Raw genomic sequence first — 24,792 nt, 5'->3', positions numbered from 1 at the left:
TGCGACCCATCGGCCGCACCGCCGCATGATCGGAGTAGCGTGATGAAGGGCGCCCTGATCGGCTGCGGCTTTTTCGCCCGCAACCAGCTGCACGCCTGGGCCGAGGTGCCGGGCGCGGAGATCGTCGCGCTCTGCGACCGCGATCCGGCGCGGCTGGACGAGACCGCCCGCGCCTTCGGCATCTCGCGGACCTATGCCGACGCGGACGAGATGCTGGTGCGTGAAGATCTGGATTTCGTCGACATCGCAACCACCGTCGACAGCCACCGCCCGCTTGTCGAACTGGCGGCGCGGTCCGGCGTGCACGTGATCTGCCAGAAACCCATCGCACCGACGATGGCGGACGCGCGGGCGATGGTGGCCGCCGTCGCCGAGAGCGGCAAGGTGATGATGGTGCACGAGAACTTCCGCTGGCAATCCCCGATCCGCCGCGCGGTCGAGGCTGTCCGCGCCGGGGCCATCGGCACGCCATTCTTCGGGCGGATCAGCTTCCGCTCGGGCTACGACGTGTTCTCAGGGCAACCCTACCTCGCCGAAGGCGAGCGGTTCATCATCGAGGATCTCGGAATCCACATCCTCGACATCTCGCGCGCCCTGTTCGGCGATGTCACGCGGCTGACCGCAACGACCCGGCGGGTGAACCCGCGGATCCGGGGCGAGGACGTGGCGACGATGCTCCTGTCGCACGATTCCGGTGTCACCAGCGTGGTCGATTGCTCGTACGCGACAAGGCGCAGTCCCGAGACATTCCCCGAGACGCTGCTGGAAATCGACGGGACCGAGGGCACGCTCCGACTCGACGCGGGCTACCGCCTGACGATCCAGCGGGGCGACGATGCGCAGGTCGAGGATGTCGCCCCGCCGCTGCTGCCCTGGGCTGAGCGGCCCTGGCACAACATTCAGGAAAGCGTCCGCACGATCCAGCGTCACTTCGCCGACTGCATCGCGGCGGGGACCGAGCCTGAAACGTCGGGCGCGGACAACCTCAAGACCTTCGCGCTGGTCGAGGCCGCCTACCTGTCGGCAAGCGAGGGGCGCAGCGTCGCGCTGGACGAGATTTGACTGATCTCCTGCACCTCTACGGCACCGAAGAGCCGCCCGCGGAACCACCCGTGCGGCGCGTCGGTGCGCTGAGCTTCGAGTGGACGGGCACCGGCCTGCGGCATGTCCGGCTGGGCGGCACCGAACTGATCCGCAGCGTCGCGTTCCTTGCCCGCGACCGCGACTGGGGCACGCTAACCCCCGAACCGGGCGGCGTCGAGGAGACGTGGACCGAAGGCGTTCTCTGCCTGACGACGGTGCTGGTATTCCGCACCGGCGGTGCGAGCCTGACCGTGGCGCTGTCCGTGCAGGCCTCCGAGACCGGAATCACCCTCGAGGCGACGGGCAACGCCGCGGGCGCGTTCGAGACCAACCGCGCCGGGTTCACGGTGCTGCATCCGATCACGGGGCAGGCGGGCGCGCCGGTCTCGGTCACCCATTCCGACGGCAGCGAACAGCACTCGGTCTTTCCCGACCTCATCGCGCCTTGGCAGCCCTTCATGGACATCGCCGCGATCACCCATCACGCTGGCGACATGGCCTGCACCTGCCGGTTCGCCGGCGACGTGTTCGAGATGGAGGATCAGCGGCAATGGGGCGATGCGTCGTTCAAGACCTACAACCGCCCCCTCGCGCGGCCCTGGCCCTATGTCATTGCCGCAGGTGAGCCGCTGCGGCAATCGGTCGAGCTGAGCTGGCGCCGCGCCGCGCCGGTGCCCGCGCCGACCGAACCGGCCCTGCCATCGGGGCCGCGCTTTCCCGATACCGCACTGGTCGTCACGTCGGACGAGGCGCGGCGGCTGGCGGCCGGCCCGGACGTGCTGGACGCCGTCGCGCCCCAGCGGCTGCTCTGCCATCTCGACGCCACGCTCGGAGACGTGGACGGCCAGTGCGCCGCGTTCGCAACCCTTCAGGCGGCATTCCCGGCGTCGACGTATGACCTGGAACTGATCGGGGCCTTCGACGGCGATCCCGAGGCGGAACTGGCCGCCCACGCCCGCGCGGCGGCCAATGCCGGTTTCTCCCCGGCGAGCGTCATGGTCTGCCCCTCGGTCGACCGCCAGTCGACGCCGCCCGGTTCGGACTGGCCGGACTGTCCGCCGCTGGAGACCATCCATGCCGCCGCCCGCGCCGCGTTCGATGCCCCCGTCATGGGCGGCGGCATGGCGAGCCTGTTCACCGAGCTGAACCGCAAGCCGCCGCCGTCGGGGATGCTGGACTTCGTCACCCACGCGCTGTGCCCGATCGTGCATGACGCCGACGACGTCTCGGTGATGGAAACGCTGGAGGCCGTGCCGCACATCACCCGCTCGGCTCGCGCGCTGATCGGCGAGGCGGAATACCGGATCGGGCCCTGCACCATCGCCATGCGGCAGAACCCCTATGGCAGCCGCACGATCCCGAACCCCGGTGGGTCCCGTGTCTGCATGACCGACAACGACCCGCGCCACCGGGGTGCGTTCGGGGCGGCCTACGCGCTGGGGCTCGCCACCGCGCTCGCGCCGGCGGGACCGTCCGTCTGGACGCCCGCAGCGGTCTTCGGGCCCCGCGGCCTGTTCGCGCGCGACGGCACGCTCTTGCAGGTGGCCGAGGTGATCCGGGCACTCGCGGCCTGCGCGGGCCGTCCGGTGACCGAGGCCGCGATCCGGGACGGTCGCGCCCGCATGACGCTGGGCGACACGGTCTTCGAGGCGAACCTGACCCCCGAAACCAAGGAGGGCCTGCCGCCGTTCGGCTGGCGGAGCCTCTTTTGAGCCCCACGACCTTGACCTAGTATCGGTCGAAACAGCACCAGCAACCGGGACACCGACGTGACGCCACCTTCCGACTCGCCCGCCTCGACCGACAAGATCGTGCGCCGCAAACTCTCGGATCAGGTTCTGGAGAAGCTCAATCACATGATCGCCTCAGGCGAGTTGAGGCCGGGCGACACGATGCCGTCGGAACGCGCGCTGATGGAACGGTTCGGCGTCGGCCGCCCCGCCGTGCGCGAGGCACTGCAATCGTTGCACACCAACGGCATCATCACGATCACCCACGGCGAACGCAGTCGCGTGAACGAGATCACCGCCGGCAACGTGCTGGACCGGGGGGACGACCTGGCGCGGCTGCTGCTGAACTCGGTCCCTTCCAGCCTCGAGCACCTGAAACAGGCGCGGCGCCTGTTCGAGCTGGGGATGATCCGCATCGCCGCCGAGAGCGCGACCGACGACGACATCGCCGACCTGCGCGCCCTTGCCCGGCAGCAGCGGGACATGCTGGGCGACGCGGCGCTGTTCATCCAGACCGACATGCAGTTCCATCTCCGGATCGCGCGGATCACCGACAACCCGATCATCACCGCGGTATCCGAGGCGATGCTGCGCTGGCTGTTCGAGCATCACGTCTCGCTTCTGCACTGGCAGGGCAACGAGGAGGTGACGCTGTCGGAACACGAGGGCATCGTCGACCGGATCGAGCGGCGCGACCCCGAGGCGGCCGTCGAGGCGATGCGCAGCCACCTCGACCGCTCGCTGGGTCTCTACGAGGTGCACGGCTGACGCGGCGGGTCAGTCCCGCGCGCCGCCGCCCGCGCGGATCCAGCCGAAGAAATCCTCCGACCCCATTTGTCCGCCCTTGAGCGCGATCTGAAGCCCGTCGTGCGGCCCGTCGCCGTAGGCGGTGCACAGCGCCGCGCCGGGGATCGTCGGGGCCAGCGCCACCAGCGCCTCCAGCCCCAGCTGCCGGAACGCGTGCCCTGACGTGTCCCCGCCCGAGATCACCGCGCGGCGGAGGCCCGTCTCGCGCAGGACACGGTCGAGGATGCGCCCCAGCGCCTCGCCTATCCGCCGGTTGGCCTCTTCCGACGAAAGGTCCGAGGCGGCGAGCGCCTCCCGGAACACGGCGACCGCCGGATCGTCGGGGCCGGCGGCGGAATGGATGAGCGGGCTTTGTCCGCCTTCGGCCGCGGCGATGGCGGCCGCGACGGCGCGGTTCTCTTCGCGGGCGAGTGCGCCGTCGGGGCCGCAAACCGCGCTCGCGTCGAAGGGCAGCAGGGCGAAGCCGTGCGCCCCGGCCCAGTCGAGCTGCGTGGCCGTCATCGGCGAGACCGAGCCCGAGATCGCCGCGATCCGGTCGACCGGACCGGCGCTGCCGGCCGGCGACGGCGCGCCGATCATGCCGGTCGACACCCAGTGCCGGACCAGCGCGTATTCGATCCCCTGGCTGCCGGCCACCAGGCCCAGCCGGTCGCGGTTTTCCCAGATCAGCCGCCCCGCGGCCGTCTCGCTGCCGGCGTCCATGCTGTCGAGCGACAGGATGCGTGCGCCATCCGCCAGCGCCGTTTCCAATCGCTGCTGCGGGTCGGACCGCAGCGCTTCGAGATCGATCAGCGCCGAGGGCAGGGCGGTCTGGGCCGAGAGATGCCGCAGAAGGTCCGACTCGGTCATTGGCGTCACGGGATGCCGCGACATCACCGGATGCCGGTCGAGCCGATGCACGCCATCGAAGTCCCCTGCAAACAGGTGGCCGAACGCCTGATACCGGCGCATCTGCGGGGCTGCGGTCAGAAGCGGCACGGCACGCGCCGCACGCACGCCCAGCCCGATCTCGATCGCCGCGCCGATGGAGCCGACCTGGGGCGACGAGTCGAAGGTCGAGCAAATCTTGTAATGCAGGATCGGTGCACCAAGCCGGTCGAGAAAGCGCAGCGGTTCCGGCATGTGCTCTCGCATCGTGTCGGGCCCCTGGCTGCGGGCGGTGGAGGCGATGCCGACGCCGCGGCAACCGGCGAAACGGGTCGATAGCGCGGGCGACGGGACCGAGGTGAACAGCACCGACGGGACGCCCGCGAAGGCCAGCACTTCCATCACGGCGGCCGAGCCGGTGAAGTCGTCGCCATACCACGTCACCCAGGGCGCGGCTGTCGTCATCTTTTCCTCCCTCGGACGGCGCGGCGGCGCCGGTTCCGTGTTGACAGTCTTACATACTTATTATCTCATCATACCAGATCGGCAAGACCGATGTCGAATGCTCAGGAGGAGGCAGAAGGATGACCACGATTACCCTGTTCGGGGCAGGCGGGAAGATGGGCGTGCGCCTGTCGCGGAACCTCGCGAAGACCGAATTCGAGACGCGCCATGTCGAGGTCAGCGAAGAGGGCCGGTCGCGCCTGAAGGCCGAGGTCGGTGTCGATTGCGTCGAGCCCGAGGCAGCACTCGACGGGGCCGAGGTGGTCATTCTCGCCGTGCCCGACACGGTGATCGGCAAGGTCGCCGCCAAGGTGGTGCCCGCCGTCGCGCCGGGAACGATGATCGTCGTCCTCGACGCCGCCGCGCCATTTGCCGGCCATCTGCCCCAGCGCGACGACATTACATACTTCGTCTCGCATCCCTGCCACCCGCCGATCTACAACGACGTGGACACGCAGGAGGCGCGGCTGGACTACTTCGGCGGGATCGCAGCGCCGCAGGGCGTGGTCAACGCGCTGATGCAGGGCCCGGAAGAGCATTACGAGCTGGGTGAGGCGGTCTCCCGCGCGATCTATGCGCCGGTCGCGCGCACCTATCGCGTCACGGTCGAGCAGATGGCCCTGCTCGAGCCCGGCCTGTCCGAGACGGTCTGCGCCTCGCTTCTCGACGTGATGCGCGAGGCGATGGACGAGGTCGTCAGCCGCGGCGTGCCAAGGGATTGCGCCCGCGATTTCCTGCTGGGTCACATGAACATTCTCGGCGCGGTCATCTTCAAAGAGATCGACGGCGTGTTCTCGGACGCCTGCAACAAGGCGATCGAGTTCGGCAAGCCCGCCCTCATGCGCGACGACTGGAAGCGCGTGTTCGAGGATGACGAGATCGCCGCGAGCATCCAGCGGATCACCTGAGCGCCGGACGAACCTCAAAGGGCCTTCCGCGGCGGTACAATCTTCCGCGAGCGGGGGAAGCGTGCTAGCGTGAGTCTGTAATTTTCTGACTCTCTGCATTTCGCGTTCCGCCCGGTGTCGGGCCCTTTGGGAAGCACATTTGATGTTCAGCGCGGTTCGGGCGTGTGTCGCGCCCGCGCTTCTTCTTGCCGCCGTGTCCGCACCCGCTTGGGCCTGCACACCCGTCGATTTCATGTCCCGGCCCGTGCCAGAGGCGTCGGATGCGCCTGCGCTGGACGCGCTTCGCCTTGCCTATCCCGATCTGCAGGTTTCGACCGACGGGACTGCCGTCTCGGCCGACGGGGAGACATGGGTGACCTTTCGCGGTCCGCCCCCGGCCTCGCCCGAGGCGGCGCTGGCCAATCCCTCGCCCGCCGACCAGTTCATGCAGGTCTACCCGCTGGGCGACGACCTGTCGGGACGGACGCAGCCCTATTTCGATCCTGGCCGGTTCCGAAACCAGCGGCTGTTCGGGATGCTGTGGTTCGCGTCCGAGGGGGCCGCGCGGCAGAGCCTTGTCCGCGTGCCGTTCGGCGGCCTCGCCGACGCCGCGGTAATGGTCACGTCGCACCGGGGCGTCGATTGTCAGCTGGGCGCCGTGCTCGACCGCCTGCGCGCCTCCGAGCAGGACCTGAGCCGCTATTTCCGCCAGCCCGGCGGCGGTTTCAACTGGCGGCGGATCAGCGGCACCGACCGGCTGAGCGCGCACAGCTACGGCATTGCGGTGGACATCAACGCCGAGCTTGGCGGCTACTGGCGCTGGACCGGGGCCGAGGCGGGGAATGTCGGCCCCTACGAGAACCGGATTCCGGCCGAGATCGTCGCCGCGTTCGAAACCTACGGCTTCATCTGGGGCGGCAAGTGGCATCATTTCGACGGGATGCACTTCGAGTACCGCCCCGAGCTGATCCTTCATTCCCGCATCGTCCAAGGCACGAGGTAGCCATGTCCAGACTGGCCCGCAGGATCCTGACACAGACTGCCGCGGGCCTCTGCCTCGCCGCCGCGGTCGCCGGTTCCGGCGCAGGGGCGCAGGAGCTTCTGGGCCGCTACACCGCCGTAATCGGCCCCGAGGACCGAAGGAATTCGAGCGGGGCGCCGCTGTCGCGGCCGGGGCAGATCCTCGCGCAGGACCGGGCGAACGTCCATCGCTTCGGCGTGATGCAACCGGGCGACCAGTCCGATCCGGTGTTCTCGCAGCGCGACATGCGCGCGGCGATGCCGGATTTCCTGGCGCGCGGCGGTCTGGATGCCGCCGCCTCGGCGGCGCTGGCCGGGCCGGGGCAGGGCATTGTGACGGTTGATATCCTCGGCGCGGGCGGGCGCCCCTACGCGGTGCGGGTCAGCGGCGGCAGCGGCATGGCCGCGCCTGTCGCCGCGCCGTCGGGGGTGCCGGCGCTGGGGCGGTGGCAGTTCGCGCCCGACGCGAGCAGTTGGCGCGGCGCGGCCGAGGTCGGCGTGCCCGGTGGACGGGTCGCGCTGGAATGTACGCGGGTGGGTGCCGATCCCGCCGCGTGGCCCGGACCCGGATCGCTCCGCCCTCCGACGCCGGGGACCTTCACGCTGGTGGTGTCGCAGCCTTCGGTGATCCCGCCGGTCGGCGGCGCGGCGATGGTGACCGCGCTCGTGGACGGCGCGGTGCGCGGGGCGGTGGCGATGGTGCACCGCCAGAACGGCGGCGCGATGGAGGGTACCGTCCCCGCCGCCGGCCCGCTGGTCGCCGGGATCGGCGCGGGCAGCCGCCTGACCCTGTCGCGCCCAGGCGCCGCGCCGCTGTCCATCGGCCTGTCAGGCAGCTCCGCCGCGATCGGCGCTCTGAGCGCGTTCTGCGCCACGCCGCTCGACCCCTCTCTGATGGTCGCCGCCGCGACGGCACCCGCGACGCCGCCGACCTCGTCCGGGCCGGCGACGGCACAACCGGGCTCCGGCGGTCTGGCGCCCCTTCCCATGCGGGGCGCCCAGCCCGGCACGCAGCCGTCCGCCGGCAGGTTCACGCCGCTGCCGTCGTCGTCCACGGCCGGGGCGACCGTCATGCAGGCCGGGGGCCGGTTGGCGCCGCTTCCGGGCCTTCAGGCCGGGCCGGCCGCGTCCGCGCAGCCGGCGCCGCAGGGACTGACCGGGGAAGAAACGGTGTCCAAGGCGCTCGGGCTGTGGCTGATCGGCCAGCGCCCCGGCCTCGGCCGCGACCAGCGGGTGCAGAACGCGCTCAGCAACGACGAGCTGCCGCCGGGCTATCCCGTGTTCCAGCCCATTCCCCAGCCCGACCGCAAGTCGCTTGTCGGGGATTACCAGCGATACCAGCAGTATCGACAGGCTGAGCAGGCCGCGCGCTTTGCCCACTTCGATGCCGTCGCCGCCCATGCCGCCACACAGGCCGCGCCGCAGGTCATCACGCTCGAGATCGGGGCCAACCTGCGGCGGACCGAGCCGGGGACGCCGGTGCGGCTCGACCTCGGGTCCGGCGGGCGGTACATGCCGAACCGCGGTCTCGAAGCCTCGGTGCCGGCCGCGTTGCGCACCCTGCACGTCCAACTCGGCTATAATCTCGGCATGGCGCTGATGCGCGAGGGCGCGCCGCTGGCCCTGCCGCTGCCGGAGGCGATCCGCACGATCGAGCCGCCCACCGGGCCGAACGGCACGCCGGGCTACGACCCGTTTCCGAACGAGGACGTGTTCCTGCGCGCCACCATGACGATCTCCGATCAGCGCGTGCTGCTGCCGGTCGACGCGCAGTCGCCGATGTCGGGAAGCCGTCCCTCGGCCGAGTTCGCCGCGCAGGTCACGCAGGTGCACCTGTTCCGGAAACCCCGCACGCGCGCCGACGCGCCGCCCGCGCCGGAGGTGCTGCTGGCCTCCTGGCAGCGGTCGGATCAGCCCGCCGTCGCCCAGACCGGCCTCAACACGCTCGAGACCTTCGCGGCGACCTATGCCGCGGGGCTCGAGGAGGGACGGCTGTTGAACACGTCCTCGGCCTACCGCGAGCAGACGGGCCAGCCGCGGACCATCGCGTCCACTGGGCAGGACCTGAACGAGGCCAGCCGGACGGCCGACCTGCTGATCCGCGCGGCGGCGGTCCTAAAGGCGTCGCCGGAGCGCGGCTTTGCCGAGAGTGCGCTTCTGACGCTGCTGGATCAGGTGGTGGACCCGCTGTCCCGCGACGGGATGGTGCCGCCGGGCTTCGGCGTCTCGGACGGCACCCTGAACGAGATCGCCCGCGCGCGTGCCCTGCAAGAGGCGGGGCCGAAACTGCGGGACTACATCCTCGCCCGTGCGCCCGAGATGCCGCTGCCGGTGCGCTCGCGCGGGTTCGGAGAGCTCGGCACCTACGACCTCGAGTCCGAGCTGTTCGGCCTGACGATCCGGCCCGATCCGCTCGTGTTCCTCCCCACGCCCAGGACGCGCCGGCATCTCGACGGGCTGCTGTCGGAAGTCGCCGAAGCGGTGCGCGTTCCCGTCGATGCCGCCGAGGCACTTCTGCTGCGTCTGGACCGGGACACGCTGCCGGGGCGCACCGTGCCGGTGATGCTGGACATGCAGCTGGCCGGGGCGCGGGCGATCCCGCAATCCTCGGGCCCGATCACCATGGAGGACCTACAGCGCGTCGCGCTCGACTGGCGACTGGAGCGGCTGGCCGTCCATGCAGACCTCGCCGGTCAGGAGCCGTTGCTGACCTACGCGTTCGAGCAGCCGGAGGAGGAGGGCGAGAGGGTGCCCGACGTCGTGTATGCCACCACCGAAGAGACCATCCTCGGCGCCTGGGCGGCGGCGCGTGGCGGCCCGGACGTTCTTGCGCAGGGTATCGCGTCCAGTAGCGATTTCGTCCGGCGCTTCGGCCAGTTGCCGCAGAGCGCGCGGGAGCAACGCGCCCGCGCCGAGGCAGAGCGCGTGATCGCCGCCGCGTCCGACGACTTCTGGATCGGGTTTTCGCTGCAACTGGGCGAGTACGACGCCGAGGCGCAGCGGGTCGCCGTGGGTGACGTCTCGATCTTTCCGTTGCCGAGCCGCATGGGCGAGCGGGTGGACGACGTGCCCGGACTCCACCTCGTGCGGTCCGAGGCCTTCGATCACCTCTCGGTCACGCCCGAGCAGTACGAGACCATCGCCGCCACCGATGGCGGCCGTCATGCGCTGATGTTCGGCCATGTCCGCGTGGCGGATGAGCAGGACGGCGGCCACTCCACGCTCGGGATCACCCGGCCCGACGAGGTGCTGGTGCTGCGCGAGACGCAGGCGGGTTACAAGGTCGCGCTGCGGCTCGAGATGGAGGCGGCGCCGCGAATGGCGGCCTCCGGCGGCACGATCGCGCCGCCCGAGGTGCTGCGTCTCGATGGCGAGGGGCTGGACCTGCTGGCGCTGTCGCTGCAGCCGGACCTTTACGGACCGCCCGCTTTCCGCCGCATGCTGGTCGAGCGGATCGCCCGTGAGCGCGCCGACAGCGCCGCGGGACGGACCCCCGCTTGGGGCGTGTTCTTCACGGACGTCGATGTGCGCCTGTCACCCGCACTGATCGAGGAACTGCTGTCCCCCTTCACCGAGTGGAGCCTGGCACGCGCCCAGGCTCTGCCCGACCGGATGCTCCTGCCGCTGGGTGTGACGAACCGGCACCCTGCCACGGGCTGCCGCGAGGTCTACCGGTTGCCCAGTGGTTATGTCGCCGAGCGCGCCGTCGTGGCGCAGCTGCCGCAACTGCTACCCTCGGTCGAGATCGGCGAGTCGGTCAGCCCGGTGTCCAACGTCACCCGTCCCGGCGGCCCTGTGGTGCACGCCGTCGTCGGTCGGCCCGGCCACGCGGACGGGGCCAGCGGCGCGTCGCGCTGCGAGCATGTCGAACTGCGCGGCACGTCGAGCGACCTGTCCACCGGTGTCACCGGGCTGAACCACGGCGAGGCCGGATACGTGGACGCGCTGGTGCAGGCGGACGTTCCGCTGGTCGCACGCGGCGCACCGGGCGGGCCGGTCGCCATCGACTACGAGATCGCCGCTCTGGACGTGCGCCTCGTGCCGGTCCGGGCGGCCGAGGGGGACCAGCCCGGCCTGCGCGGCGTGGTCGTGATCGCGGCCGAGGTCACGCGGATCGCGACGTGGGAGACCGACAAGCGGACGCGCCGTCCCGCGCCGGCGGCCACCTACGAGGCCGAGGTCTGGACCAGCCTGCTGCCGCCCGACGAGGCGCCGGAGCACGACATCCTCGGCCTGCGCCTGGGCGCGTCGCTGGCGGATGTCGAGGCCGTCGCGGCAGAACGCATGACCGACCCGATCCGCCACACTTCGCCACCCGTCGCGACGCGGGGGCTCTACGATCACGCGACCGGTTTCGCCACGCCGGACGCGAGCGAGGTGATCCTGTCGATCCACGATCCCGGCAGCGAGGACTCCGCCGCCGTCGCGCTGATGCGGTATCGCCGTCTGCCGCCCGGCGCGGCCAGCGTCGAAGCGGTCCGCAAGCTGCTGACCGACAAGTACGGGCCGGACTTTCAGGAACAGGGGAACGAGATGTACTGGGGCATCCCGCCGCAGGAGATCGACAGCCGGCAAGTCTGCGGCGGGCACAAGACGTTCCGCGGCAACGGCGCGCTGCGGATGGAGCCCGAGCTGACGCGGGACGAGATCATCGCGCGCAGCGGCGAGGGCGCCTACCGGGCGCCCGAATGGGGCTATTACGGCTGGCCCGCGCCGTTCTCGGAGTTTCCGGATTATGCGCTCGAGATGGCGCGGGTCTATTGCGGGCCGGTTGTCCTAGCCCGCGTTCGGGCCGACGTGCTCGAGCCGGGCTCGGTCGACCTGACGGTCTGGCTGATCGACAAGCCCGATGCCGAGCGCCGCGCGAGCGAGGCCGAGGCGAGCGCCCCGGCGCCGACGCTGGACATGGACCTCTAGGCGCGCTGCGGCGCGCGGCGCGCGGCGGGGCAGCGCAGCAGATCGACACGGTGCCCCTCGGTCGAGCGGTTCTCGGTGAGTTCGAGGTCGCGCTTCGACAGCAGCGTCCGGATCACGCGGCTGGCGGAGAGGGCGTCCTCCCGCCGCTCGGACCCCGCGGTGTCCGAGGTCGAGATCAGGATGCTACCGCCGGGGTTGAGGTCACGGGCGACATGCGCGGCGAGGAGTCGGATGTGTTCCTCTTTCGCCTCGGCGATGCCCTCGTTCAGCACGATCAGGTCCAGCCGGCCCTCGGGCCACTCGAACGGCATGCTGGCCTTGGCGAGCCGCAGCCCCGGCGGCATGGGGCGCTGAAGCAGTGTCTCGAGCGGCGTGTCCGAGGTGTCCAGGCTGGTCAGCTGGTCGCAGCGGGCGATGAGCCACGCCATGAAGGCGCAGTCGAAACTGCCCACCGCCACCGCGTTGGGATAGTGTTCGTCAAGGTGCGACAGGCATTCAGCGGCCCTGCGGCGCTGTCGGTCCGAGGTGAATTCGAACCACGGCGTCGGCCGGTCGGCGATGTCGCTGCGGTTGTCGGGAATGTTCTTTTCCATGACTCGAACACACCACAGCCTGCCGGCGCCCGGAACCGCGGTGGCGGAGAGGTTCACAAATGTAAATCTCGGAACTAGCGCGCCGCGGACCGCAGCTCGAGGTATTTCGGGTCGAACTTCGACAGGTCGGCCAGGGTGTCGGGCTGGTGCACCGTCACCGTGTTCCGTTCCCAGTCGATGAGGCCCCTTGCCCGAAGCTCCTGCACCGAGCGGTTCACGTGGGTCTTAGAATAGCCCAGCAGCGACTCGAGGTCCTTCTGCTCCAGCGGCATCCGGAAGGTGCCGTCGCGCACCGCGCCGATCAGCTGGTAGCGCACGAAGAGTTCCGACAGCAGGTGGCCGATCCGTTCGGTCGCGCGCAGACCGACGCTGGCGGCCAGCCAGGCGCGGTGGATCTTGGCGTCGATCAACGTCGACATCCACAACAGCCGCGTCAGGTGCGGCCGTGTGCGCGTCACCTCGCGCAGCGCGTCGGAATGGATGAACTGCACCTCGCAGCGCCCCTGCGCCACGACGGAGTGGTCCAACTCGTCGAGCAGGAAGGCATGCAGGTCGACGAAGTCGCCTGGAATATGGATCGCCGAGACGATGGTGCGGCTCTGGCCGAGCTGCTGGGTGCGCAGGGACATGCCCGCCACCACCAGACAGCTCTCGTTCGGGGCCGGACCCTGGGGAATGATCGTCGCCCCGTGCTCGTAGCGTTCGGTGCGCACGGGCAGGGCGGACAGGGCCGCGTGATCCTCGGGGTCGAGACGATCCCGCTTGCTGAGCACGAGAGGAAGAAGTTCCGAAGTGGGCACGGTGGCTGACCATGTTGTTGCCGGGATCGCTTCGATTAGCCGCAACGCGGCGCGGTCCTCAAGAAAAACCGCGCCGCGAATCCGGTGCAGGGTAAACCAGTTTAGGCCGCCGCGTCCGTGCCTCGCGGGACGAGGGATTCGACGTTGCTCCTGATCGCCTCGGCCTCTTCGCGGAGCGCGCTGTTGATCCGCACCCCCAGCCGGCGCCGGTCCTTGCGGCTGCGGATCTGCCTGGTCCGTGTCGTCTCGGGCAGGAAGACATGCGAGTCACCGTCACGGCTGACCGTGAAGGATTGCTGTCCGGCGGCGAGAAAGGCGTCGTGACCGCTTTCGGCGGCGACCGTGACCACCAGGCGCGACACCTCCTCCTTCGCGTTCTGCCGCCCGAGATGGCGCAGCGCCTTTTCCATGATCTCGCTGAAGTTGCCCAGGTCGCGATACTGCCCGCTGTCCAGCGGCCCCTGCGTGGTGCAGGACACCGCGTTGCTGGCCTCGTTGTCGAGGAAGTCCTCGCGGTCGGTGACGACGGCCGAAACGGTTTCTCCCGCGATGTCGAGGTCGGCGATGAGGCTGCTGACATAGATCGGCTCGGCGCCCATGTTGCCGACCAGCAGGTGCGCCCGGTCGTTGTTGCCGGCGACCCGGTTGATCAGGATGTTCGACCGCCTCTGACGCACGAAGCTCGTCAGGAAGAGGTGAAGATACAGCATCCAGACGATCGCCGTAGCGATCTGTACGAGTATCTGGATGATTTCCTTGTGTTGCATGATCCAGTCGAACATCGTTCCGTCCTATTCTTGTTTTGTCGGGACGAACGGCACAGCCGGCGGCGCGCTCCACCGGTTGCTGTTTGTAAATCGGGCGCGCCGCCGCGCCGGGAACCGGTCGCGGCGCGGGGACTTGAGGCAGCGACGCAGTTCAGGCGAGGGGACCTTGCGCGATACCGAGGGCAGAGACCGCGGCACAGGATTGCCCACGGGATGAAGGCGACGCTGCAGACGCTCTATGACGGTCCGGGCTGGACAGGTCGCCTGTTCCGCACGGCGCTCTTCCTCTTCGACGTGCTGACGATTGCCTATTTCGTGCTGACGGCGAACATGCAGATCGAGGGGTCGCTTGTCGCCTTGGACATCGGGATCGGACTGGTGGTCGTGGCGGATCTCACCGCCCGGTTCCTGATCTGCGAAGACCGCGTCCGCTTCTTCGCGTCTGTCACTACACTGGCCGACCTCGTTCTGGTGGTCTCGTTGCTGGCGCCGCTGGTGACGGGCGGCAACCTCGGCTTCCTCAGGGCGCTTCGCATGCTCCGGCTGGTGCGCAGCTTCCACCTGGTGACGTGGATCAACCGGCTGCTCGCAGGGACGTCGGTGAACGCGCGGATCGTCGATGCGGCCGCCAACCTCGTGGCGTTCGTGTTCGTCGTGACCAGCATGGTCTGGGTGTGGGAGCATGAGCGGAACCCGGACCTCGATACCTATGTCGACGCACTGTATTTCACGGTGACGACGCTGACGACGACCGGCTACGGCGACATCACCCTGTCGGATCGGGCGGGGCGCCTTCTGACGATCGCGATCATGGTGTTCGGGGTCGGTTTCTTCCTGCAGCTCCTGCAGGCGATCTATCGCCCCTCGAAGGTCGAGCAGCCGTGCCGGCGGTGCGGGCTCAGGCTGCACGACAAGGACGCCAGCCATTGCAAGCACTGCGGCAGCGTCATCTACATCGAGACCGAGGGCGACATCTAGCCGCCGCTTCAGCCGGCGGCGAAGCGGGCGCGCGTGCGGTTCGCCACGGCCACGAGCGACAGCATCACGGGCACCTCCACCAGTACCCCCACCACCGTCGCCAGCGCCGCGCCCGAGTTCAGGCCGAACAGGCTGATCGCCACGGCGACGGCCAGCTCGAAGAAGTTCGAGGTGCCGATCAGCGCGCAGGGCGCGGCGATGCGGTGCGGCACGCGCAGCGCGAAGGCGGCGGCATAGGCCAGCGCGAAGATGCCGTAGCTCTGGATCAGGATCGGCACGGCGATCAGTGCGATCACCGCGGGCCGGGCCAGGATCGTCTCGCCCTGCAGGCCGAACAGGATCAGCACCGTCGCGATCAGCCCCACGACCGACCACGGCTTTGCACGGGCGGCGAAGGCGTCGATCGCGGTCCGGTCCCCCAGCCTGCGCCGTGTCAGCGCGCCGGCCAGAAGCGGCAGGAGGACATACAGCACGGTCGCCAGCACGAGTGTCTGCCAAGGGACGGAGATATCCGCCACGCCCAGGAGAAACGCCACGATCGGTGCAAAGGCGACCACCATGATCAGGTCGTTCACCGACACCTGCACCAGCGTATAGGTCGCGTCACCCCTGGTCAGCTGCGACCAGACAAAGACCATGGCGGTGCAGGGCGCCGCGCCCAGCAGGATCAGGCCGGCGGTGTATTGCGCCGCGTCCTCGGGGGCGAGCCAGGGCGCGAAGACATGCTCGAAGAACAGCACGGCGAGAGCGGCCATGGTGAAGGGCTTGATCAGCCAGTTCACGGCGAGCGTCACCAGCAGGCCGCGCGGCTGGCGGGCGATATCGCCCACCGCAGCGATGTCGACGCCGACCATCATCGGATAGACCATCGCCCAGATCAGCACCGCGACGACGAGGTTGATCGAGGCGATCTCGGCGCCCGCGACCGCCGCGACGAGTCCGGGCGCGAGGGCCCCGATCGCGATTCCGGCGACCATCGCCGCCGCGACCCACAGGGAGAGGTACCGTTCGAAAGCGCTCATGCCGGGATGTCTTCCTTCTCATCGGCGGCCAGCCGTCCGGCGCCGGCCCAGCTCAAGCCCACCAGCAGCGCGGCCGTGGCGAGGCACAGGCCGAGCCCGCCAAGCTGGTAGGTCAGGCCGGACAGCAACGTGCCCAGCAGCCGCCCGGCGGCGTTGGCCATGTAGTAGAACCCCACATCCATCGTCACCCTCTCGGACTTGGAAAACGACAGGATCAGGTAGGAGTGGAGCGACGAGTTCACCGCGAAGACGGCGCCGAACAGCAGCAGCCCGGCCACCAGCGTGACGGTCAGCCACGGTGCCGGGTCTCCGGCGCTCCAGGCGAGGGTGGCCAGCAGCGCGGGCGTGACGAACAGCAGCCCGGCCCAGTGGCGGGCCTCGTGGACCAGTTCGGGCTCGGGCCGGTCCGCGGCGCGCAACAGGCGCGGTGCCCAGGCCTGCACCCCGCCGTAGAGGATGGTCCAGACGGCCATGAAGCTGCCGACCATGAAGAAGGCCGCGCGGTTGCCCGCCTCGGACCCGTCCGAGAGCACGGCGTAGAAGTAGATCGGGATGCCCACGACGAACCACACGTCCCGCGCGCCGAACAGGCAGACACGCGCGGCCGAGAGCCAGTTGATGTTGCGGTCCTTCGAGAACACCTCGGTGAACTTGGCGCCCTTGCGGCCCCGGGGCAGACCGCCGGGCATGCGCAGCATGATGGCCACCAGGATCGCGGCCAGGACGGCGGCCATGCCGAGCACGGCGGGAACGAAGCCGAACAGCGCCAGCAACCCCGCGCCCAGCAGGAAGCCCACGCCCTTCACCGCGTTCTTCGAGCCCGTCAGCACGGCGACCCAGCGGAACAGGCCGCCACGTTCGCCGGGGGCCAGCACCTTGACCGCGCTCTTGGCGCTCATCTTCGACAGGTCCTTCGCCACGCCCGACGCGCCCTGGACGGCCATGACGTAGATCACCGAGGTCCACAGTGCCCAGCCCGGATCGAGCGCGGCGAGCGCGAGCAGGGCGCCCACCTGTATCCCGAGCCCGGCATAGAGCGTCGAGGTCAGGCCGAACCGCGCGGCGATCCAGCCGGCCGAGAGGTTGGTCACGATCCCCGCGAATTCGTAGAGCAGGAAGAGATAGGCCAGCTGCACCGGCGAGAAGCCGAGCGTGTGGAAATGCAGCAGCACCAGCATCCGCAGCGCGCCGTCGGTCAGCATGAACGCCCAGTACGCCGCTGTGACCGCGATATAGGCGGACAATCCTTCGGGGCGCTCGGTCACAGCGAGTCTCCGACCATGCGGGCGACGTCCACCAGACGGTGCGCATAGCCCATCTCGTTGTCGTACCAGGCGTAGATCTTCACCTGCGTCCCCGCGACCACCATGGTCGAGGGGCCGTCGACGATGGACGAGCGCGTGTCGTTGACGAAGTCGGCCGAGACCAGCGGCCGCTCCTCGAAGCCGAGGATGCCGGCGAGCGGGCCGTCCGCCGCCGCGCGAAAGAGCTCGTTCACCTCCTCGGCCGATGTCTCGCGCGCAACCTCGAAGACGCAGTCGGTCAGCGACGCGTTCAGGAGCGGCACGCGGACCGCGTGGCCGTCGAGCCGCCCCGCCAGCTCGGGATAGATCAGCGTGATCGCCGTGGCCGAGCCGGTGGTGGTCGGGATCAGCGAATTGAGGGCCGAGCGGGCGCGACGCAGGTCCCTGGCTGGACGGTCCACCATCGTCTGCGTGTTGGTCACGTCGTGGATCGTGGTGATCGAGCCATGGCGGATGCCGAACGCCTCGTGGACGACCTTCACGACCGGGGCGAGACAATTGGTCGTGCAACTCGCCGCGGTGACGATCCGGTGCGCGGCCGGATCGTAGGCCGCGTCGTTGACGCCGTGGACGATGTTCGCCGTGGGCCCGTCCTTGACCGGGGCGCTGACGACGACCTTCTTCGCCCCGGCGTCGAAATAGGGCGCCAGGGCGGCCTCGGACTTGAACACGCCGGTGCAGTCGATCACCACGTCGACACCGTCGAGCGGCAGGTCCGAGAGGGCCCCGGTGCCCACGAAGGGCAGGCGGGTGCCGTCGATCGTCAGGCTGTCGGCCGAGGACTCGAACCGGGCGTCCCAGCGTCCGTGGACGGTGTCGAATTCCAGCAGGTGAGCGTGCATCGCCGGATCGCCGGTGGCGTCGTTGATCCAGGCGATGTCGGCGCCGGATTCGATGAGCGGGCGCAGCGCGAGCTTGCCGATCCGCCCGAGGCCGTTGAGGGCAAAGGTGGTCATTGCGGTTCCTGGGTCAGGGCGAGGGTGTCGAGGCGGCGTTGCAGCGAGGCCCGGTCGAGGGTCTCGATCGGCAGGTCGACGAGGCCTTGGATGCGCCGCTCGAGCACGGTGTAGGCGTCGGCGAAGGCGCGCCGCCGCTCGGGATCCGGTCCGGTGACGGCGACCGGGTCGGGCATGCCCCAATGGGCGGTCAGCGGCTGGTCGGGCCAGGCCGGGCATTCCTCGTTCGCGGCGCGGTCGCAGACGGTGAACACGAAATCCATGGCCGGCGCGTCGGTGGCGCGGAACGCAGCCACCGTCTTGGACCGCAGCGGCGCGATGTCGTGCCCCCGGTCCGCGAGAAGCTCGATCGCCAGCGGGTGCGGCGCCGAGCGGGGCTGCGTCCCGGCGGAGTGGGCGTTGAACCTGTCGCCGCCCTCGGTCCGCAGGATGGACTCGGCAAAGAGCGACCGGGCGGAGTTTCCGGCGCAGACGAACAGCACGTTGTATTTCGGCTCGGACCGCGCCGTCTCCGAGGCGGACGGCGGGCACAGTTCGGGCCGGCCGCGGCAGCAATCGGCAAACAGGTAGGACATCAGACCGCCGGTCCGGTCCATGCGCACCCGGTAGAGCAGCGATCGTCCCATGCGCGTCTGCTCGATCAGACCGGCATGTCGCAGCGATGACAGGTACGAGGACAGCGTGTTTTGCCGGACCTCCAGCGCCTGCGCGAGCTCTCCTGCCGGCACCTCGTCGGGATAGCGCCGGACAAGAAGGCGGAATAGCGCGAGCCGCTGGGGATGGGCCAGGGCGTCGAGCTGTTCGACGCGCTGCGGATCGGTCGGTTCGGTGGGCATCTCGTCAGGCCAGCGCCATGTTTCGCAGCGACCGCTCATCGTCCTCGGCAAAGATCTTGAGGCCGCGTCGTAGCGAGGCGTAGAGATCCTCGAACGCGGCCCTCTTTTCGGCATCGCTTCCGGCGACGGCGGCCGGGTTGGGCAGGCGCCATTGCGCGCGCTCGGGCTGTCCGGGCCAGACGGGGCAATCCTCTTGGGCGACGCTGTCGCACAAGGTGATGACGTAGTGCAGCGTCGGCGCATCCGGGCCGGTGAACAGCTCGGCCCCCTTGGAACGAACCTCGCCGATCTCGTGTCCATGCGCCCGCAGCGTCTCAAGCGCCATCGGGTGCGGCCCGTCGCCGGGACGGATGCCGGCGGAGAAGGCCCGATAGTGGTCTCCGCCGAAATCGTTCAGCAGCACCTCGGCGATGATCGACCGGGCAGAGTTGTGATTGCAGAGAAAGAGGACGTTCTTTCGGGACATGGTGGGCTCCACTGCGAATCTATATTTCACGAATAGTCGAAATATGGGAGCGCGACAAGTGGAAGGTCGCCGGATGTCTTCCGGATCGCGCCGCTTCAATCCGTGGTGATGCCGAGGTTCGTCCGGGCGAATTCCGGACCTGGGACGGGCCGGCCGAAGAGATAGCCCTGCACGTCGGGACATCCGCTGTCCCTGAGGAACTCGAACTGTTCCTCGGTCTCGACGCCCTCGGCGGTGATCTGCGTGCCGAAGTTCCGCGCGAGGTACAGCATCGCCCGCACGATGGCGACGTCGTTGGGATCGTTCTGAAGATCGTAGACGAAGGCGCGGTCGATCTTCAGCCGCGAGACGGGGTAGTACTTCAGCAGGCTGAGGGACGCGAAGCCGGTGCCGTAATCGTCGAAGGCGAGGCCGACGCCCATGTCGCGCAGGTCGTGCATCATCTGCAGTGTCGAGGCGTCGTTCTGCACCATGATGTTCTCGACGATCTCGAGCTCGAGCGCTTCGGGCGGCAGGCCGCTTTCGTCCAGCGCCTCGCGGACCTGCGGCAGCAGGACGCCTGCGCGGCACTGCGCGGCGAACAGGTTGACCCCGATGCGGAAGTCCGGGGCGTGGCGCCGCCATTCCGCCGCCTGCTTGCAGGCGGTGCGCAGGATCCACTTGCCCACGTCGGCGGCCGACGGCTTGCGGTTGAGGATGTAGAGAAAGGCAGCCGGCGTGAGCACGCCGCGCTCGGGATGGTTCCACCGCAACAGGGCTTCGGCGCCCCGCACCTTGCGGTCATTGGTCGAGACCTGGGGCTGGTAGTAGAGTTCGAACTGGCCGGTCTCAAAGGCGTGTCGCAGCTCCTGCTCGAAGACACGGCGGACGGCGGCGCCTTCGCGCAGGGCGGGCGTGAACACCTCGTAGCGGTTCTTGCCGCCGTTCTTGGCACGGTAGAGCGCGAGGTCGGCGGCGCCCAGCAGGGCCTCGGCCCGCTTGCCGTCCCGCGGCGCCAGGGCGATGCCGACACTGACGCCGACCTCGACGCGCCGCTCGTCGGCCTCGTACTGATCGCGGACCGTGGCGATGAGCTGGGTTGCAAGCTCGCGCGCCTTCTGCTCGTCGTCGCCCTCGAGCAGCGCCACGAATTCGTCCCCGCCGATCCGTGCGACCATGATCGCATCCGCGAACACGGCGTTGAGGCGGCCCGCGATCTGCTGCAGCACCGCGTCGCCCGCGGAATGGCCCAGCGTGTCGTTCACCGCCTTGAACCCGTCGAGGTCGAACAGCAGCACCGCGGCTGGCGTGCCGGCGGACAGCGTCTTGGCCAGGCAGTCGGTCCAGGCGCCGCGGTTGGGAAGCTCGGTCAGGGTGTCGCGGGTGGCCAGCTGGAACAGCCGTTCCTCGTTGCGCTGGCGTTCGGTCAGGTCGCGAACGATGGCCCCCAGACCGATCTGCTGATCCTCGTGCCAGGCCGAGAACGAGAACTCGGCCGGGAACTGGGTACCGTCCTTGCGCCGGCCCGTCAGCTCGACCGCGCGGCCCAGCCATTGCGGCGTCTCCCCGTGGCGGAGCCGGCCGAGCTCGGCGAGATAATGCTGCCGCCAGTGCTCGGGCACCAGAAGCTCGGTCGCGCGCCCGATCAGCTCGGACCCTTCGTAGCCGAACAGCGTGTTCGCCGCCTCGTTGCAGAAGGTGATGCCGCCGTTCGCCGTGGCGCAGATGATCGCATCGGGCGAAGTCGCGGCGATCTTCTCGAAGCGGGTCTGGCTGAACCGGCCGATCTGATCGCGGCGGCGCAGCTCCAGCCGTTCCACCACCATCGCGGCCAGATCGGTGAGCGTCCGGCGGTCGGCGTCGGGGAAGCGGTCCCTTGGGGCGCTGTCCAGCAGGAACACCGTCCCGATCCGCGTCCCGTCGGCGGTGATGAGCGCCGTCCCGGCATAGAAGCGGATGAAGGGGTGGTCCCGCACCAGCGGCGTCCCGGCAAAGCGCGTGTCGCGTCGGGCGTCCGGCACCACGAGGACCTCGTCCGCGTTCAGCGTGTGGGTGCAGAACGAAAAATCGCGCCGCACGCCGCAGGCATCGTAGCCGAGTTGTGTCTTGAAGCCCCGGCCGCTCTCGTCCAGCAACGAGACGAGCACGGTCGGCACGTCGAACAGGCGGGCGGCCATCCGTGTCAGGCGTTCGAACTCTTCCTCTCGCGGCGTGTCGAGCAGGAGGTCCGCGGCCGCGGTGCCGGTCGGCAAGCCCGCGTTCTCGGAGAGGGCAAACATGATGGGGTCCCTGTCGTACGGCTACCAGCCTCAGTAGTGGCCGCCCGCCGCAAGCGCAACGCCATCGGCCGCGGGGCCGAAATCGACGCGGCGTGTCGTCAAATCCGCCACGCCGGGCCGGTGGCCGTCAATGGACGGCCCGCTCGCAGGCGCGCAGGGTGGCCGCGGCGATCGCGGCCGTGACGGTGGCGTCGACGCGCGTGCGGAACGGCTCGACCCCGACGGGCGCGGACCAGCCGGTCTCGACCAGCGCGGCGACGATCTCGGGGAAGGGGTCGTCGCCCATGCCGGGCCCGCCGCGGTTCGTGTCGTTGGCGTGGATGTGCCCGATCCGCCCCGTCGGCACCCATCTGCGGATCAGGGCGGCGACCGGCGGCTCGGTCCGACCGGAGGCGCTGATGTCGATCATCGTGAGGAAGGCGGGACTGGACACCGCGTCGACCAGCGCGGCGCCCTCGGCCACGGTGGTGATCACGTCGGTCTCGTCCGGCGCCAGCGGTTCGATGCAATAGGTGACGCCGCGCGCCTCGGCCCGTTCCGCGACCGGTGCGAACACCTCCACGAGTCGCTCCGAGAGGGCGTCATCGCTGATCGCCGCGGGGCGGGCGCGCTGGCCGGGCGAGCCGTGGATCAGCACCCGCCCGCCGAGATCGGCGCAGAGGTCCACGAGACTGCACAGGATCTCCTGCACCTCGGCGGTCTGGTCGCTGTCGGTGATCGACAGCGTCGGGTAGGGCCGCAGAAGCCAGTGCAGGCCGGTGACGCGCAGGCCCGACCTCTCGACCGTGCGGCGGATCGCGCGGCGCTGTGCGCGGTCCAGCAGATGCGGCGTGGCGCCCAATGTCTCGGGCGCCAGTTCCAGTCCGCAGTAATCCAGCTGCCGCGCCACCTCGCATTGCCGCTCCAGTGGCAGGCCCTCGGCATGGAGCAGCTCGTTGCAGAGCGTCAGTTCAAGCATCGCCCGCGGCCTTCTTCCGACTGAAGAGCCGGGCAAGACCGCGCCGCACCACCGTGAGGTTCAGGAGAACCGAGAGCACGATCAGGATCGCGAAGCCGGCCGAGACGGGGCGGGTCAGGAACGGCGTGAGCTCGCCGTCGCTCAGCGTCAGGCCGCGACGCAGGCTCTTGTCCAGCAGGTCGCCCAGGATGATCCCCAGGACGAGCGGCGCCATCGGATATTTCATCTGCCGCAGCACGAATCCGACGATGCCGAACGCGACCATGATCCAGACGTCGAACATCCTCTGGCTCAGGGCGTAGGTCCCGATCACGCAGAGGGTGAACACGACCGGCATCAGGTAGGCGTAGGGCACCTTGAGCACCTGGATGAACACGCGCGTCAGCGACAACCCGTAGACCCCCATCGCCACCGTCGCCAGCACCAGGATCGCCGCGACCGAGCTGATGAACTCGGGCTGCTCGATCATGATCAGCGGACCCGGACGGATGCCGTGGATGAAGAACGCCGCGATCAGCACGGCGGCCGAGGCCGAGCCGGGCACCGCCAGCGTGATCGCCGGGATCAGCGAGCCGGGCACGACGGCGGAATTGCCGGTTTCTGCCGCGGTGAGGCCCTCGTAGCTGCCCTTGCCGTATCTTTCGGGCTCCTTGCTGGTGCGCCGGGCGACCGCGTACGACGCCCAGGCGCCGATGTCCTCGCCCACGCCGGGAATGATCCCGACAAGGGTGCCGATGATGCCCGAGCGGATCGAGACGAACTTGAACTTCCACAGGTCGATGAGCCGCGGGATCGCGCGGTCCTCGTCGTTGCGGACGGCGGCAAGCTCGCCCCGGCGGTTCCACATGGCGGTCAGGACCTCGGCGAAGCCGAAGGCGCCGACCATCGCGGGGATCAGAGCGATCCCGGCGTTCAGCTCGTCGATGCCGCCCGAAAAGCGGACATGGGCATGGATCCCTTCCGAGCCGACCATCGCGGCCATCAGCCCCAGGATGCCGGCGATGTAGCCCTTGAGCGGGGTGGTGTCCGCGGTCAGCTGCCCCGAGATCACGATTCCGAACACGGCGAGCCAGAAGAACTCGAAGCTGCCGAAATTCATCGCGGCCTCGGCCAGGGGCGGGGCGATCATCACCAGCATCACGATGGCGACGAGCGTGCCCAGCATCGAGCCCGCCGTCGCGAGCCCCATTGCGTAGGCGCCCTTGCCCGCGCGGGCCAGCGGATAGCCGTCGAGCGAGGTCGCCGCCGAGGCCGGCGTGCCCGGAATGTTCAGGAGGATGGCGCTGCGGGAGCCGCCGTAGATCGCGCCGACATACATGCACAGCAGCACCAGGATCGCGGTCTGGCTGTCCAGCGAGTAGGTCAGCGTCGTCATCAGCGCGACGCCCATCGTGGCCGTCAGGCCCGGCAGGCTGCCGACGATGATGCCGACCAGCATTGACCAGGCGACATGGAACACCGTCATCGGTGTCATCAGCGCCCAAAGCGCGGTTCCGAGGTCGACGAGCCCGCTCATGGCAGCCGCACCAGGAAGGCCTGTTCGAACAGGACGGCGGTGCCGTAGGCGACACCGATCCCCAGCACCACCGACCCCGCGGCGGCCATCGCCCGCGCCCGGGTGTCGGGCGTCTCGGGCCAGCTGAAGATCAGCGAGAACGTGGCGACGAAGATCGCCGTCGCCCAGAAGAACGGCAGCCACCCGACCAGCAGCAGCGCGTAGACCAGGCAGGTCGCGGCGGTCAGCGCCAGCCGCGTCCACGATCCGTCCGCCATGAAGGGGCTGTCCTCCCCCTCGGCCGATTGTCGTGATGCCGTGAACCACAGCAGGACCGCGCAGATTGCCAGAAGCGCCCCGAGGAAGATCGGGACGAGACCGGGGATCGACGCGGGATGGATGTTGCGGACTTCAAGCCGGTCCATCGTCCAGCCGCCGACGCTCATCGACAGCCCGAGACCGAACAGCACCACCGCGGTCACGCGGTCGGCTTTCGCCATGCTCATGAAACTGCTCCGGGTTTCGTCTTGGTGAAGCCGGGAAG

At 69.5% G+C, this 24,792-nt stretch carries 20 protein-coding genes; 7 read left to right on the top strand and 13 right to left on the bottom strand.

Translation table 11 applies throughout. The features are described 5' to 3' along the window. Nucleotides 1-42: 42 nt before the first annotated feature. The 3 genes from BMZ25_RS06685 to nanR are packed head-to-tail and all read left to right on the top strand — an operon-like array spanning nucleotide 43 to nucleotide 3,581. Entirely contained in the window at nucleotides 43-1,062 is a 1,020-nt protein-coding gene (locus tag BMZ25_RS06685; RefSeq protein ID WP_092690613.1) for a Gfo/Idh/MocA family protein, read from the top strand. Beyond that, a complete protein-coding gene (locus BMZ25_RS06680; protein WP_092690607.1) occupies nucleotides 1,059-2,795 on the top strand; it encodes a D-apionate lactonase family protein in 1,737 nt (578 codons plus the stop codon). Before BMZ25_RS06685 ends, BMZ25_RS06680 begins: the two co-directional genes overlap by 4 nt. A gap of 57 nt (nucleotides 2,796-2,852) precedes the next feature. Beyond that, nucleotides 2,853-3,581: a transcriptional regulator NanR gene (nanR, locus tag BMZ25_RS06675; RefSeq protein ID WP_092690604.1), complete on the top strand. Its 729-nt coding sequence runs from the start codon at nucleotides 2,853-2,855 to the stop codon at nucleotides 3,579-3,581. 9 nt (nucleotides 3,582-3,590) lie between these two features. Here the strand turns inward: nanR and BMZ25_RS06670 are convergent, their stop codons facing one another. Next, on the bottom strand, nucleotides 3,591-4,952 hold the full coding sequence (locus BMZ25_RS06670; RefSeq protein ID WP_092690595.1) for a four-carbon acid sugar kinase family protein: 1,362 nt from the start codon (nucleotides 4,950-4,952) through the stop codon (nucleotides 3,591-3,593). A gap of 119 nt (nucleotides 4,953-5,071) precedes the next feature. On the opposite strand from BMZ25_RS06670, the gene BMZ25_RS06665 reads away from it, so the two are divergent. The 3 genes from BMZ25_RS06665 to BMZ25_RS06655 all read left to right on the top strand — a co-directional run bounded on the left by BMZ25_RS06665 (nucleotide 5,072) and on the right by BMZ25_RS06655 (nucleotide 11,815). Then, nucleotides 5,072-5,899: a phosphogluconate dehydrogenase C-terminal domain-containing protein gene (locus BMZ25_RS06665; RefSeq protein WP_092690590.1), complete on the top strand. Its 828-nt coding sequence runs from the start codon at nucleotides 5,072-5,074 to the stop codon at nucleotides 5,897-5,899. Between the two features lie 142 nt (nucleotides 5,900-6,041). Then, nucleotides 6,042-6,881, top strand: coding sequence for a M15 family metallopeptidase (locus BMZ25_RS06660; protein WP_218142516.1), 840 nt, complete (start codon nucleotides 6,042-6,044; stop codon nucleotides 6,879-6,881). A 2-nt stretch (nucleotides 6,882-6,883) separates the two neighbouring features. Continuing rightward, nucleotides 6,884-11,815, top strand: coding sequence for a hypothetical protein (locus BMZ25_RS06655; RefSeq protein WP_092690587.1), 4,932 nt, complete (start codon nucleotides 6,884-6,886; stop codon nucleotides 11,813-11,815). On the opposite strand, the gene BMZ25_RS06650 is transcribed toward BMZ25_RS06655, so the two are convergent. The 3 genes from BMZ25_RS06650 to BMZ25_RS20765 all read right to left on the bottom strand — a co-directional run bounded on the left by BMZ25_RS06650 (nucleotide 11,812) and on the right by BMZ25_RS20765 (nucleotide 13,990). Continuing rightward, on the bottom strand, nucleotides 11,812-12,408 hold the full coding sequence (locus BMZ25_RS06650) for a class I SAM-dependent methyltransferase (RefSeq protein ID WP_092690583.1): 597 nt from the start codon (nucleotides 12,406-12,408) through the stop codon (nucleotides 11,812-11,814). The two genes, BMZ25_RS06655 and BMZ25_RS06650, sit on opposite strands and share 4 nt — an antisense overlap. 74 nt (nucleotides 12,409-12,482) lie before the next feature. Beyond that, nucleotides 12,483-13,208, bottom strand: a complete 726-nt coding sequence (locus tag BMZ25_RS06645) for a Crp/Fnr family transcriptional regulator (protein WP_143071496.1) — start codon at nucleotides 13,206-13,208, stop codon at nucleotides 12,483-12,485. Between the two features lie 101 nt (nucleotides 13,209-13,309). Further along, the gene (locus BMZ25_RS20765) at nucleotides 13,310-13,990 is read right to left on the bottom strand and encodes a hypothetical protein (protein WP_177190407.1); all 681 of its coding nucleotides are present in this window, start codon (nucleotides 13,988-13,990) and stop codon (nucleotides 13,310-13,312) included. A gap of 198 nt (nucleotides 13,991-14,188) precedes the next feature. Between BMZ25_RS20765 and BMZ25_RS20760 the strand changes: the two genes are divergently transcribed. Beyond that, nucleotides 14,189-14,953, top strand: a complete 765-nt coding sequence (locus BMZ25_RS20760; RefSeq protein WP_177190406.1) for a potassium channel family protein — start codon at nucleotides 14,189-14,191, stop codon at nucleotides 14,951-14,953. Between the two features lie 8 nt (nucleotides 14,954-14,961). Here the strand turns inward: BMZ25_RS20760 and arsB are convergent, their stop codons facing one another. The 9 genes from arsB to BMZ25_RS06595 all read right to left on the bottom strand — a co-directional run bounded on the left by arsB (nucleotide 14,962) and on the right by BMZ25_RS06595 (nucleotide 24,754). Further along, nucleotides 14,962-15,975 (bottom strand): ACR3 family arsenite efflux transporter, encoded by a 1,014-nt coding sequence (gene arsB / locus BMZ25_RS06635; RefSeq protein ID WP_092690572.1) that lies wholly within the window; start codon nucleotides 15,973-15,975, stop codon nucleotides 14,962-14,964. Then, nucleotides 15,972-17,240, bottom strand: coding sequence for an organoarsenical effux MFS transporter ArsJ (gene arsJ / locus BMZ25_RS06630; protein ID WP_092690567.1), 1,269 nt, complete (start codon nucleotides 17,238-17,240; stop codon nucleotides 15,972-15,974). The genes arsB and arsJ overlap by 4 nt, the downstream gene beginning before the upstream one ends. Then, nucleotides 17,237-18,235: an ArsJ-associated glyceraldehyde-3-phosphate dehydrogenase gene (locus BMZ25_RS06625; protein WP_092690559.1), complete on the bottom strand. Its 999-nt coding sequence runs from the start codon at nucleotides 18,233-18,235 to the stop codon at nucleotides 17,237-17,239. The genes arsJ and BMZ25_RS06625 overlap by 4 nt, the downstream gene beginning before the upstream one ends. Further along, on the bottom strand, nucleotides 18,232-19,071 hold the full coding sequence (locus BMZ25_RS06620) for a metalloregulator ArsR/SmtB family transcription factor (protein WP_092690556.1): 840 nt from the start codon (nucleotides 19,069-19,071) through the stop codon (nucleotides 18,232-18,234). Before BMZ25_RS06620 ends, BMZ25_RS06625 begins: the two co-directional genes overlap by 4 nt. Nucleotides 19,072-19,075: 4 nt before the next feature. Continuing rightward, nucleotides 19,076-19,537, bottom strand: coding sequence for an arsenate reductase ArsC (locus BMZ25_RS06615; RefSeq protein ID WP_177190405.1), 462 nt, complete (start codon nucleotides 19,535-19,537; stop codon nucleotides 19,076-19,078). A 95-nt stretch (nucleotides 19,538-19,632) separates the two neighbouring features. After that, a complete protein-coding gene (locus tag BMZ25_RS06610) occupies nucleotides 19,633-21,795 on the bottom strand; it encodes a putative bifunctional diguanylate cyclase/phosphodiesterase (protein ID WP_092690551.1) in 2,163 nt (720 codons plus the stop codon). Nucleotides 21,796-21,922: 127 nt separating this feature from the next. After that, on the bottom strand, nucleotides 21,923-22,753 hold the full coding sequence (locus BMZ25_RS06605; RefSeq protein ID WP_092690546.1) for a sugar phosphate isomerase/epimerase family protein: 831 nt from the start codon (nucleotides 22,751-22,753) through the stop codon (nucleotides 21,923-21,925). After that, nucleotides 22,746-24,269, bottom strand: coding sequence for a tripartite tricarboxylate transporter permease (locus BMZ25_RS06600; protein ID WP_092690543.1), 1,524 nt, complete (start codon nucleotides 24,267-24,269; stop codon nucleotides 22,746-22,748). Before BMZ25_RS06600 ends, BMZ25_RS06605 begins: the two co-directional genes overlap by 8 nt. After that, nucleotides 24,266-24,754 carry a tripartite tricarboxylate transporter TctB family protein gene (locus tag BMZ25_RS06595; RefSeq protein ID WP_177190404.1) on the bottom strand — a complete coding sequence of 163 codons (489 nt, stop codon included), beginning with the start codon at nucleotides 24,752-24,754 and terminating at the stop codon, nucleotides 24,266-24,268. Before BMZ25_RS06595 ends, BMZ25_RS06600 begins: the two co-directional genes overlap by 4 nt. Nucleotides 24,755-24,792 lie beyond the last annotated feature (38 nt).

It is taken from the genome of Tranquillimonas rosea (assembly GCF_900111315.1).
Lineage (GTDB): Bacteria > Pseudomonadota > Alphaproteobacteria > Rhodobacterales > Rhodobacteraceae > Tranquillimonas > Tranquillimonas rosea.
Note: the sequence above shows the minus strand (reverse complement) of the source record. Positions and strands in the feature narration are given on the sequence as shown.